Source organism: Halopseudomonas oceani (genome assembly GCF_002903165.1).
GTDB lineage: Bacteria > Pseudomonadota > Gammaproteobacteria > Pseudomonadales > Pseudomonadaceae > Halopseudomonas > Halopseudomonas oceani.
In genome coordinates this window covers 111708-124232 of the sequence record NZ_PPSK01000011.1, presented here as the reverse complement: position 1 = coordinate 124232, position 12525 = coordinate 111708, and the positions used below count along the sequence as shown (strand labels likewise).

The 12525-nt window shown below is 60.5% G+C and carries 11 protein-coding genes; 4 read left to right on the top strand and 7 right to left on the bottom strand.

Annotation, left to right across the window (positions count from 1 at the left end; translation table 11 throughout):
* The first annotated feature begins 63 nt into the window (after nt 1–63).
* Together ilvD and C1949_RS12550 are read left to right on the top strand one after the other, a co-directional pair.
* Nucleotides 64–1902, top strand: coding sequence for a dihydroxy-acid dehydratase (ilvD, locus tag C1949_RS12555; protein ID WP_104738815.1), 1839 nt, complete (start codon nt 64–66; stop codon nt 1900–1902).
* 231 nt (nt 1903–2133) lie between these two features.
* Nucleotides 2134–3810, top strand: a complete 1677-nt coding sequence (locus C1949_RS12550) for a putative bifunctional diguanylate cyclase/phosphodiesterase (RefSeq protein WP_104738814.1) — start codon at nt 2134–2136, stop codon at nt 3808–3810.
* Between the two features lie 3 nt (nt 3811–3813).
* Here the strand turns inward: C1949_RS12550 and C1949_RS12545 are convergent, their stop codons facing one another.
* From C1949_RS12545 to C1949_RS12530, 4 genes are read right to left on the bottom strand one after another with little or no spacing between them, the layout of a single operon-like run.
* Entirely contained in the window at nt 3814–4326 is a 513-nt protein-coding gene (locus C1949_RS12545) for a dihydrofolate reductase (protein ID WP_104738813.1), read from the bottom strand.
* Nucleotides 4323–5117, bottom strand: coding sequence for a thymidylate synthase (locus tag C1949_RS12540; RefSeq protein WP_104738812.1), 795 nt, complete (start codon nt 5115–5117; stop codon nt 4323–4325). Before C1949_RS12540 ends, C1949_RS12545 begins: the two co-directional genes overlap by 4 nt.
* Entirely contained in the window at nt 5114–5908 is a 795-nt protein-coding gene (lgt, locus tag C1949_RS12535) for a prolipoprotein diacylglyceryl transferase (protein ID WP_104738811.1), read from the bottom strand. Before lgt ends, C1949_RS12540 begins: the two co-directional genes overlap by 4 nt.
* Nucleotides 5909–5917: 9 nt before the next feature.
* Nucleotides 5918–6700 carry a sulfite exporter TauE/SafE family protein gene (locus C1949_RS12530; RefSeq protein ID WP_104738810.1) on the bottom strand — a complete coding sequence of 261 codons (783 nt, stop codon included), beginning with the start codon at nt 6698–6700 and terminating at the stop codon, nt 5918–5920.
* 104 nt (nt 6701–6804) lie between these two features.
* On the opposite strand from C1949_RS12530, the gene C1949_RS12525 reads away from it, so the two are divergent.
* A complete protein-coding gene (locus C1949_RS12525; protein WP_104738809.1) occupies nt 6805–7560 on the top strand; it encodes an NRDE family protein in 756 nt (251 codons plus the stop codon).
* A 4-nt stretch (nt 7561–7564) separates the two neighbouring features.
* Here the strand turns inward: C1949_RS12525 and ptsP are convergent, their stop codons facing one another.
* Together ptsP and rppH are read right to left on the bottom strand one after the other, a co-directional pair.
* Entirely contained in the window at nt 7565–9832 is a 2268-nt protein-coding gene (gene ptsP / locus C1949_RS12520) for a phosphoenolpyruvate--protein phosphotransferase (RefSeq protein ID WP_104738808.1), read from the bottom strand.
* Between the two features lie 2 nt (nt 9833–9834).
* Nucleotides 9835–10323 (bottom strand): RNA pyrophosphohydrolase, encoded by a 489-nt coding sequence (rppH, locus tag C1949_RS12515; protein ID WP_104738847.1) that lies wholly within the window; start codon nt 10321–10323, stop codon nt 9835–9837.
* A 156-nt stretch (nt 10324–10479) separates the two neighbouring features.
* On the opposite strand from rppH, the gene C1949_RS12510 reads away from it, so the two are divergent.
* Nucleotides 10480–11133 carry a histidinol-phosphatase gene (locus C1949_RS12510; RefSeq protein WP_104738807.1) on the top strand — a complete coding sequence of 218 codons (654 nt, stop codon included), beginning with the start codon at nt 10480–10482 and terminating at the stop codon, nt 11131–11133.
* 172 nt (nt 11134–11305) lie between these two features.
* Here C1949_RS12510 and C1949_RS12505 read toward each other — a convergent pair whose 3' ends face one another.
* Nucleotides 11306–12499 (bottom strand): class I SAM-dependent rRNA methyltransferase, encoded by a 1194-nt coding sequence (locus tag C1949_RS12505; protein WP_104738806.1) that lies wholly within the window; start codon nt 12497–12499, stop codon nt 11306–11308.
* Nucleotides 12500–12525 lie beyond the last annotated feature (26 nt).

Here is a 12525-nt window from a genome sequence, read left to right as displayed (position 1 = left end):
GCTGCATGCCGCTTCATGAATTGGTATGCTTGCGCAACTGCACTACACCACGAGACTTCCGTCATGCCTGATTACCGCTCGAAAACGTCCACCTTCGGCCGCAACATGGCCGGCGCACGCGCCCTGTGGCGCGCTACCGGCATGAAGGACGAAGACTTCAAGAAGCCGATCATCGCCATCGCCAACTCCTTCACCCAGTTCGTGCCGGGCCACGTTCACCTGAAGGACCTGGGCCAACTGGTCGCCCGCGAAATCGAGAAGGCCGGCGGCGTAGCCAAGGAATTCAATACCATCGCGGTGGACGACGGCATTGCCATGGGCCACGACGGCATGCTCTATTCACTGCCCAGTCGCGAAATCATTGCCGACTCGGTTGAGTACATGGTCAACGCCCACTGCGCCGACGCCATCGTCTGTATCTCCAACTGCGACAAGATCACCCCCGGCATGCTGATGGCGGCCCTGCGCCTGAATATCCCGGTGGTGTTTGTTTCCGGCGGCCCGATGGAAGCCGGCAAAACCAAACTGGCCAGCCACGGCCTCGATCTGGTCGATGCCATGGTGGTTGCCGCCGACGACAGCTGCTCAGACGAGAAGGTTGAGGAATACGAGCGCAGCGCCTGCCCAACCTGCGGCAGCTGCTCCGGCATGTTCACCGCCAACTCGATGAACTGCCTGACTGAGGCGCTGGGCTTGTCGCTGCCGGGCAACGGCTCGACGCTGGCGACCCACAGCGACCGCGAGCAGCTGTTCCTGCGTGCAGGCCGTCTGGCTGTCGAGCTGTGCCAACGCTACTACGCCGAAGGCGACGAATCTGTTCTGCCGCGCAATGTCGCCAACTTCAAGGCGTTCGAAAACGCCATGACGCTGGACATCGCCATGGGCGGCTCGACCAACACCATCCTGCACCTGCTGGCTGCGGCCCAGGAAGCGGAGATCGACTTCGATTTGCGCGACATTGACCGCCTGTCCCGCAAGGTGCCGCAGCTGTGCAAAGTCGCGCCGAATATCCAGAAATACCATATGGAAGACGTGCACCGCGCCGGTGGCATCTTCTCCATTCTTGGCGAACTGGCTCGCGGCGGCCTGCTGCATACCGATGTCAGCACCGTCCACAGCCGCAGCATGGCTGATGCTATCGCTCAGTGGGACATCACCCAGACCAGCGATGAAGCAGTCCGCACCTTCTTCCGCGCTGGCCCGGCCGGCATCCCGACCCAGACCGCGTTCAGCCAGAGCACGCGCTGGGACACGCTGGATGATGACCGCGCTGAAGGCTGTATCCGCAGCGTTGAGCACGCCTACTCGCAGGAAGGCGGCCTGGCCGTGCTGTACGGCAACATCGCACTTGATGGCTGCGTGGTGAAGACCGCCGGGGTCGACGAATCCATCCATGTGTTCGAGGGCAACGCCAAGATCTTTGAAAGTCAGGACACTGCCGTCAAAGGCATTCTGAACGACGAGGTCAAGGCTGGTGACATCGTGATCATTCGTTACGAAGGTCCGAAAGGTGGCCCGGGCATGCAGGAAATGCTCTACCCGACCAGCTACCTGAAGTCCAAGGGCCTGGGTAAGGACTGTGCGCTGCTGACCGACGGTCGCTTCTCTGGCGGTACCAGTGGCCTGTCCATCGGGCACGCCTCACCGGAAGCCGCCGCCGGCGGCGCCATCGGCCTTGTGCAGGATGGCGACAAGGTACTGATCGACATCCCCAACCGCAGCATCAACCTGCTGGTCTCGGACGAAGAGCTGGCAAGCCGCCGCGCCGCGCAGGACGCCAAAGGCTGGAAGCCTGCGGCACCTCGCCCCCGTAAAGTCAGCACGGCGCTGAAAGCCTACGCACTGCTGGCGACCAGCGCCGACAAGGGCGGTGTACGCAACAAAGCGCTGCTCGACGGTTGACATCTCCCGAAGCGCGCGGGCCAAAACCCGCGCCAACTTCCCGCCATACCAAACAAAGACGAACAATTAAAGACGACATCCCGGCATTGAAGGCATTTAGCCATACCGCCCGTCGGAGATTTCGCGCTGTTTGCCACTCTTGGATGGGCTCCCAAAGCGTGACGGCGTTAACATACGGGTTATATAAAACCGTGCATGGACGAATAACACCAGCTGACTGGGCCCGCACTCATGGAACGCGCAGCACGCAAAATACTGTTGGTTGAAACCAACCCGGCAAGGCGCGAGCAACTGCTCGAACTCTGTCGTGCGCCTGTGGCTGGCCCGCTCGATGTCGATATCTGCACCAGTCTTCGTGATACCGCTACCCGTCTTGGCTCAAAAAGCTATGACGCCTGCCTGCTACCTAATGAGCCAGACCTTTTGCAGGACGCCCGCCGCGCCAGCGCCAACACGTTGCTGCTGCTGATCAGTGACGACGACAGTGCCGAGCGCGATGGTACCGCCATCGACAACGGCGCAGACGATATCCTGCCACGCGACACACTTAATCCGGACATTCTCAAGCGCGCTCTGATCAACGCAGAGCGCCGGCGTAGCAGCGGAGAAAAACTGCAGCAGATGGCACGGCAGGACCCGCTGACCGGGCTGGGTAACCGCGCCCTGCTCGAGGCAGAGCTGGACCGTATGATCCTGCGCGGCCAACGGAGCCCTACCGGCTTCGCCCTGCTCTATATCGACCTGGACTACTTCAAGCAGATCAATGACAGCTTCGGCCACGGCCTGGGAGACCTCTTACTGGCGGTGATTGCCAACCGCCTGCGCCGCACCATGCGCCAGGACGACCTGATTACCCGGATCGGTGGTGACGAATTCGTTGCCCTGCTCAATGACCTGCACGATCCAAACGATGCAGCCCTGATTGCCAGCAAAATCATTCATGCCCTGAGCGAGCCCATCACCCTCAGCGGCCACCACCTACTGGTCTCTGCCAGCGTTGGCATTGCAACCTTTCCAGAGCACGGCGCCTCGGCCGCAGAACTACTTCAGCACGCTGACCAAGCGCTCTATCGCGCCAAAGCGAACGGGCGTAACGGCTATGCCTTCTTTAATCCCCAGCACGACGCCGAAACACGACACAACCTCGATATCGAGCAGGGTCTGCGGCATGGCCTGCTGGAAGGGCAATTTCGACTGCACTATCAACCCATCGTCGATACCAATCACGGCGACACCGTTGCCTGGGAAGCGCTGCTGCGCTGGCAGCACCCACAGCTCGGCCTGCTGACGCCGGACGCATTCCTCAAGCTGGCAGAACACAGCGGCCTGATCCTGCCTATGGGTCATTGGGTCATTGATCAAGCCCTGCGGGCAGTAAAACAGTGGCTTGATGCCGGCATTCAGTGTCGCCTGTCGATCAACCTGAGCGACCGTGAGCTCAAGCAACCACGCTTCGTCGATCAGTTGCGCCAGTTACTGCTGCGCAGCAAGGTTCCGCCGCATATGATCCAGCTTGAGTTGCGCGAAGACGCATTGCTCAAACATGCCAGCCAAGCGACAGCACTGTGCAATGCACTGCATGAGCTGGGCGTGGAAATCTGGCTGGACCATTTTGGCTCGGAATACGGCGCGCTCGGCTACCTGAGCCGCCTGCCGATCAAAGGCGTGAAAGTGGACTGCCGGTCGCTGAATGAAACAGGGATCCCGGAACAGGACGCCTACCTGCAAAATCTGATTACCCTGTCCCGCGGCATGGACAAGCAGGTGGCCGTCAATTACGTCGAGGACGCCCGCACGGCGGAGCGACTCACTGGCTGGGGCGGTAACCTGCTGCAAGGCTACTGGATCGGCATGCCCCGACCACTGGAAGAGCTGATCGGGCAGTTGGAGAACACCTCCCTGAACTAACCCTTAAGGGCGACGTTCAAGCACCTGATAGACGTGCGCCGGATATCCCTCGCCCGCAGCAACCTGGCGCTCGCTGACCAGAACCCAGTCGGCATCATCAAACTCCGGAAACCAGGCATCGCCCTCGGGCGTGGCATCGATGCGCGTCAGATACAGGCGATCTGCCCCCTGCATACACTGGCGATACAAAGTCTCGCCGCCAATCACCATCACCTCGTCCACACCATCAGTAGTCGCCTGCTGACGGGCAAAATCCAGCGCAGCTTCAATAGAACCAAACACTTCGGCCCCAGTCAGCTGCAGACCCGCCTGACGACTGACAACAATATTGGTACGCCCCGGTAACGGTCGACCGAGCGACTCAAAGGTCTTGCGCCCCATGATGATCGGCTTGCCCAGCGTGGTCGCCTTGAAATAGCGCAGGTCCTCAGGCAAATGCCAGGGCATGCCGTTATCAAGACCGATCACCCGGTTGCGTGCCATTGCCGCGATCAGCGCGACCTTGATGTCACTCATACGGCCACCGGCGCCTTGATGTGCGGATGAGCCTGATAACCCACCAGCTCAAAGTCTTCGAAGCGGAAGGCGAACAGATCAGTCACCTCGGGGTTGAGCTTCATGGTCGGCAACGGCAGAGGCTCACGACTCAGCTGCAGGTCGGTCTGTTCGATATGGTTGGCATACAAGTGGCAGTCGCCGCCAGTCCAGATGAACTCGCCCAGCTGCAGGTCACAGACCTGCGCCACCATCAACGTCAGCAGCGCATAACTGGCAATGTTAAATGGCACACCGAGGAAGATATCGGCCGAACGCTGATAGAGCTGACAGCTCAGCTTGCCGTCGGCAACGTAAAACTGGAACAGCGCATGACAGGGCGGCAGCGCCATCTGATCAACCAGCGCCGGATTCCATGCCGAGACAATCAGCCGACGCGAATCCGGATTGCTCTTGATCATCGCAATCAGCTTGCTGATCTGATCGATGGACTCGCCATTCGGTGCCGGCCAGCTGCGCCACTGGTAGCCGTAGACCGGCCCCAGGTCGCCGTTCTCGTCCGCCCACTCGTCCCAAATCGAGACGCCGTTTTCCTTGAGGTAGCGAATATTGGTATCGCCCTGCAGGAACCACAGCAATTCGTGGATGATCGATTTGAGATGGCACTTCTTGGTCGTGACCAGCGGAAACCCTTCGGCCAGATCAAAACGCATCTGGTGGCCGAACACGCTGTAGGTGCCTGTGCCGGTACGATCACTCTTGAAGGTGCCGTTCTCGCGCACATGGCGCATCAGGTCAAGATACTGTTTCATGCGGTGCGCCCCTCACGCCGGTAGGCCAGCCCCATCAGCAGGGCGCCCAGTAGAATCATGGGAATACAGAGTAGCTGACCCATGGTCAGCCAACCGAAAGCCAGGTAGCCCAGCTGCTGGTCCGGCACGCGGACAAATTCAACGGCGAAGCGGAAGCAGCCATAACAGATGGCAAACAGGCCGCTGACCGCCATGGTCGGCCGCGGCTTGCGCGAATAGAACCAGAGAATGGTAAAGAGCGCGACACCTTCGAGCGCAAACTGATACAGCTGCGACGGATGACGCGCCAGCTGGTCCGGATCGGTCGGAAAGATCATGGCCCAGGGCAGATCGGTCGGTTTGCCCCACAGCTCGGCATTGATGAAGTTGCCAATACGGCCCGCCCCCAATCCAATCGGCACCAGCGGCGCGACAAAATCAACCAACTCGAAGAAGCGCTTGTTGTGCTTGCGGGAAAACCACAGCAGGGCAATCAGCACGCCGAGCAGTCCACCGTGGAAGGACATGCCACCCTTCCAGATCTCCAGTATCAGCAGCGGGTCGCGAATGTAAGCGGCCAGATCGTAGAACAGCACATAACCCAGCCGGCCACCGGCGATCACCCCGAGCGCGACCCAAAACACCAGGTCCGACAGGGTTTCCTTGCTCCAGGTCGGATCAAAAGCAGCCAGGCGTCGACGTGCGAGCCACCAGGCGCCGCCGATACCAATCAGGTACATCAAACCGTACCAGTGAATCTTCAGCGGACCGATAGCCAGCGCTACCGGGTCAATCTGCGGGTAGGTCAACATGCGAGATCCCTAGACTAGAAAGTTGATTCCAACACAAAGCAGCAGCAGGGCAAACAGGCGTTTGAGCAGGTCCTGCGACAACCGGTGCGCCAGTCGCGCACCGAAGCCCGCAAACAGCATGCTGGTCGCGGCAATACCGATCAGCGCCGGCAAATACACATATCCCAGACTCCAGGAAGGCAGTCCGGTTTCATCCCAGCCGGTAAAAATGAACGACGCAGCGCCTGCCAGCGCAATTGGCAGACCACAGGCTGACGAGGTCGCCACCGCCTGCTGCATCGGCACACTGCGCCAGACCAAAAACGGCACCGTCAGCGACCCACCACCGATACCAAAGATCGCGGATGCCCAGCCAATGACACCACCAGCAACACCCAGCGCCGGTTTGCCCGGCTCCGCCAACGATGCTTTGGGCTGCAGCTTGAAGGCCATTTGAATCGCAACCAGAATGGCAAAGACACCAATGATCTTCTGCAGCATGGGGCCGCTGATCTGCGCTGCAGTCAGCGCGCCCAGCACGGTCCCGAGCACAATGCCGACCGTCAGCCAGACAAACAGATGCCAGCGCACGGCACCCTTGGCGTGATGTGCGCGAATCGCATTGATCGAGGTAAAGACGATGGTCGCCAGTGAGGTGCCGACTGCCATATGGGTCAGCACATCGGGCGCAAAGCCCTGCAGGGCGAAGCTGTAGACCAGCACCGGCACGATGATCATGCCGCCGCCAACGCCGAACAGGCCAGCCAGCGTACCGGCAAAACCGCCCAGCACCAGATAGATCACGAACTCCACAACACCCCCCGAAAGCGGATCGCCGCAAATCGGCTAGTCTATCGCGGATCGCGCCGCTCCGACACACAGGTTACACTGCTGCCATCTTACCGAGGAGCAGCTTGATGTGTCTGATCGCCTTTGCCTGGCAGCAATCCCCGCAGCAACCCCTGCTGCTGATCGGTAACCGCGACGAGTTCCATCACCGCCCCACCCGGGCGCTGACAGACTGGCACGCAGAGGGCCATCCCGACCTACTAGCAGGCAAGGATCTGGAAGCCGGCGGCACCTGGCTCGGGGTTACCCGCGACGGTCGCTTCGCGGCCGTCACCAACATCCGCTCACCGGGCGCCGCCAAAGCGCCAAGGTCACGCGGCCAGCTACCGTTGGATTACCTGCTGGGCAACCTCTCACCGGCCGCGTTTTTACGCGAACTGCACAGCACACTGGACCAGTACTCGGGCTTCAACCTCCTGGTTGGTGACCGCGAGCAACTGTGGTTCCTCAATAGCCAGCAGGGTCAGCCGCGCCAACTCGAGGCCGGTATCTACGGCCTTTCCAATGCTGACCTGGACAGCCCTTGGCCGAAAACGCAATGCCTGCGCAACGATCTGGCCGAGAACCTGAATGCAGATGACCAAACCCTGTTTTCACTGCTGGCCAATGACCAGCTCTACGCCGATGAGCAATTGCCCAGTACCGGTATCAGCCTTGAGTGGGAGCGGATGCTGTCGGCGGCCTTCATCGTCGGCATCCCGGAGTACGGTACTCGCGCCAGCAGCGTACTGCGGCTGCAGGCAGACGGCGTTATCCGGCTGACGGAGCGCCGTTTTGGACCACTCGGGGAAGCACAGGGAGAAACCAGCAGGGAATGGCGCTGACAACTCAGCGCGGCTGCGACAGCACCTTGCCCAAGCCCATGCCGCGCAGCGCCAGATGCAGGGTGCTGAGCACCAGATGCGGGTTGTCCAGCTCGATCACCTCATCCAGCAAAGCCTTGGCGTCGGACAGTTTGATCTGACGCAACAGCCACTTGACCTTGGGCAAGTTGGTCGCGTTCATTGACAGTGCGTCACAGCCCATCGCCATCAGCAGCACCGCAGCGGCCGGGTCGCCAGCCATTTCACCACAGACACTCATTGGCTTGCCGGCCTCGCGACAGGCCGTGGCGACCTTGATCAAGGCCTGCAGCACCGCTGGATGCAGCGAGTGGTAAAGGTCCGCAACACGCGGGTTGTTGCGATCGACCGCCAGCAGATATTGGGTCAGGTCGTTGGTACCAACCGACAAAAAGTCGACCAGTTGAATCAGTTCACGCGCCTGGTAAACCGCCGCAGGCACCTCGATCATCACCCCGACCGGCGGCATGGGCACATCGACCCCCTCATCCCGGACCTCGCTGTAGGCCCGATGGATCAGATGCTGGGCTTCTTCCACCTCAAATACGCTGCTCACCATCGGCAGCATGATGCGCAAATTATTCAGGCCCTGACTGGCTTTCAGCATGGCCCGCGTCTGCACCAGGAAAATCTCCGGGTGGTCAAGGGTCACGCGGATGCCGCGCCAGCCGAGGAACGGGTTGTCTTCCTTGATCGGGAAATAGGTCAGCGCCTTGTCGCCACCAATATCGAGCGAGCGCATGGTGACCGGCAGGGGATGGAAAGCCTCCAACTGCTCGCGATAGATCGCCTGCTGCTCCTTCTCGCTGGGGAAGCGATCCTGGATCATGAACGGCACTTCAGTACGATACAGCCCTACCCCCTCGGCGCCGCGATCCAGCGAACGGGCCACATCTGCCTGCAGACCGGTATTCACCAGCAGCGGCATCCGATGACCGTCGAGCGTCACGCAGGGCACGTCGCGCAGCTTCTCCAGCCCCTGCACCAGCTCGCGCTCTTCGCGCACCAGATCCAGGTACTGGCGATGCAGCTCCGGCGACGGGTTGGAATAGACCTCACCGCGGTTACCGTCGATGATCAATTCCATGCCATCGATGCGGGTATAGGGCAGGTCAAGCGCACCCATCACGGTCGGAATACCCATCGCCCGAGCCAGGATGGCCACGTGCGAGCTACCCGAGCCAAGCACCGACACCAGCCCGACCAGCTTCTCTTTCGGCACCTGGCCAAGCATTACCGGCGACAGCTCTTCGCTGACCAGAATGGTGTCATCCGGGAACACCAGTTCCTGTCGGCCAACCTCCTGCAGATAGGCCAAAATGCGCCGACCGATGTCTTTGACGTCCGCTGCACGCTCACGCAGATAGGGGTCATCCATCAACTCGAAACGGGTGACATGCGAACTGACGACTTCACGCAGAGCCCCCTGCGCCCACTGCCCAGTCCGGATGATGTTGATCACCTCGTTGCCCAGCGCAGTGTCGTTCAGCATCATCAGATAAACATCAAACAGCGCCAGCTCTTCCGGCCGCAGCTGGGTCGAGAGCTTGCTCGACAGTTGCTGCATGTCGACCCGCACGCTGTGTTTCGCGCGGCGGAACAAGGCGATTTCCGCCTCAACGTCCTGGATTTGCTTGTCGGGAACCGATTTCAGGTCTGCCGGTGGCAAAATCACCACTGCATGTCCGATGGCCACACCCGGCGCACCAGCGACCCCGTCGAACCGGGTATCCTGTACCACCTCACCACCCCACCCGAGGCCGCCAATCGCGCCTGTCGCCTCGGCATGAGCAATAACACCCGCCAGCTGCGCACTCATGGTGACCAGGAAGGCCTCTTCGCCCTCATCAAACTGGCGACGCTCCTTCTGTTGCACCACCAGCACCCCCATCACCCGGCGATGGTGGATGATCGGCACACCCAGGAAGGAGGCATAGCGCTCTTCACCGGTTTCGGCAAAGTAACGGAAACGGGGGTGAGACGCCGCGTCTTCGAGGTTGACCGGTTCCTCTCGGGTACCAACGTAGCCGATCAAACCCTCGCTGGTGCCCAGCGTGACCGCGCCGACGGCATCCTTGTTGAGACCCTCGGTCGCCATCAGCACGTAGCGACCGATATCGGGGTTGAGCAGGTATACCGAGCAGACCTCGGTGCCCATAGCCTCGCGCACACGCTGCACTATGATGTCCAGAGCCGCTGCCAGATCTCTGGCAGAGTTGACCTCCTGAACGATGCGGCGCAGCGTATTGAGCATATTCAACTACCCGGCAGGCTAGAGAGCAGTCTCGGCGCAAGTTCCTTCATGGCACGCCGATAGACATCGCGTTTGAATGGGACAACCTGACCCAAAGGATACCAGTAACTGACCCAGCGCCAGCCGTCGAATTCCGGTTTTGCGCTACAGGTCATGCAAACCCGCTGATCCTCGGCCTTTAGTCTGAGCAAAAACCACTTCTGTTTTTGCCCGACACAGACCGGCTGCGAATGGCTGCGGATCAGGCGTTGCGGCAAACGATAGCGGAGCCAGCCACGGGTGCAGGCAAGAATTTCGACATCATCAGGCAGCAGACCAACCTCTTCATGCAACTCGCGGTAAAGCGCCTGCTCGGGGCTTTCATGACGCTGAATGCCGCCCTGCGGGAATTGCCACGAATCCTGGCCGATGCGCCTTGCCCAAAGCACCTGCCCCAACTCATTGGTCAGGATGATGCCGACGTTGGGTCTGAAACCATCGGGGTCAATCACAGCCACTATCCCTTATTCAATTATCACCGCATTGTTCCACAAAGCACGGCGTAGCAGCAATTACGGATATGCCACCGATTGATGTCAGTGATTACGGGCATTTACCGACGGACTCGATTATTCTAGCGGGCCGCCAACCGACTCAGGAGAACACCCGTGTCACTCGCCATTTTTGACCTCGACAATACCCTGCTTGGCGGGGACAGCGACCACGCCTGGGGCGAGTTCATCGTTGCCCATCGGATCGTCGATCCGGACGAGTACAAGGCGCGCAACGATCAGTTCTTCAACGACTATCTGGCCGGACGGCTGGACATTCAGATTTACCTGAACTTCTGCCTGCAACTACTCGGCGAGCACCCGACCGAGCAGCTCGATGCGTGGCACCGGCAGTTCATGCAAGAGAAGATCCTGCCCATCGTGCTACCCAAAGCGCAGACACTGATCGAGCGCCACCGTCAGGCCGGCGACACCTTGATGATCATCACCGCCACCAACCGCTTCATCACCGGCCCGATAGCCCGCCACCTGGGCATCGACATTCTGCTGGCGACCGAGTGCGAGAAGACTGACGGGCGCTACACAGGACGCACCGCCGACATTCCCTGCTTCCGCGACGGCAAGGTCAGCCGACTGGAGCGCTGGCTGCTGGAAAATAATCGCACCCTGGAAGGCAGTCACTTCTACAGCGACTCGCACAATGACCTGCCGCTGCTGAGCATGGTCGACCATCCCGTCGCGGTAGACCCGGACGACACCCTGCGCGCCCACGCCGAAGCCCAGGGCTGGCCGGTCATCAGTCTGCGCTGACGCGCAGCAGCTGGAAGCAAAACCAGATTCGCACCTGCAGCGAGATTCTCAAGGGTTTAAATAAGGAGCTGCGGCTAAAGTCAGCATAAAAAAACCGCGCGATTCAACTCCGCGCGGTTTTTTCTTGCAGCTTGAAGCTTGCGGCTTGCCGCTCGCCGGTATGAAGCCGGCGTCAGGCCGGCGTCACCCGACAAAACAAAGCCTTGATATAACCGGTCTCCGGAATCGCCGGGTGCAGGGGATGGTCGGCGCCCTGGAAGCCTCGTTCGGTGATGATCAGGTTGCGGTCCAGATGACGGCTGGCACCCAGCAGGGCATCACGCAGACGATCCTCTTCCAGGTGCATGGAGCAGGATGCCGAGACCAGAATCCCGTCCTTGTTCAGCAGCCGCATGGCCTGCTCATTGAGACGACGATACGCGGCTTCGCCGTTGCGAATATCCTTGCGTTTCTTGATAAAGGCGGGCGGATCGGCAATCACCACGTCGAAGCGCTCGCCGGCGCTCTTCAGTTCCTTCAGCGCGGCCATCACATCGCCCTCTACCACCAGCATCTTTTCCGCCACGCCATTGAGCTCTGCGTTAGCTTCCACCCGGTCCAACGCCGGAGCAGAGCTGTCGACGCACATGACTTCACTGGCACCGAAGGCGGCTGCCTGAACGCCCCAGCCGCCGACATAGCTGTACAAATCCAGCACCCGCTTGCCCGCGACATAAGGCGCAAGACGCGCGCGGTTGGCGCGGTGATCGTAGAACCAGCCGGTTTTCTGCCCCTCGCGCACCGGGGCTTCAAAACGCACGCCGTTCTCTTCCAGGGCGACCAGTTCAGGCATCTCACCAAACGCATCCTCAACGTAGGACTCCAGCCCTTCCAGCTTGCGCGCGCCACTGTCGTTCTTGAACAGCACAGCCTGCGGTTTGAACACCTGCACCAGCGCATCAACGATGTCGCCACGCACCTGCTCCATACCGGGGTTGGCGATCTGCACTACGAAGTAGTCGCCAAAACGGTCGATCACCAGCCCCGGCAGAAAATCCGACTCGCCGTAAACCAGACGATAGAACGGCTTGTCGAACAGCCGCTCACGCAGGCTCAGGGCCACCTTGAAGCGATGCACCAGCAGAGACTTGTCCAGCGGGTGACGGGTGTCGCGACTGAACAGGCGCGCACAGATCAGGTTGTTGGGGCTGACACAGACCAGCCCGAGGGGTTTGCCACCCGCAGCTTCCAGCTGTGCCTGCTGCCCCGGCTCAAAGGCCGTCAGCGGTGTCAGCGCGGTATCCACCTCATTACTGAAGACCCAAAGGTGGCCTCCCCGAATACGCCGGTCGGCATTGGCGTTGAGTCGCAGGCTGGGCAAAGACATGAGGGGGCTCCTGAAGCAGGCAAGGA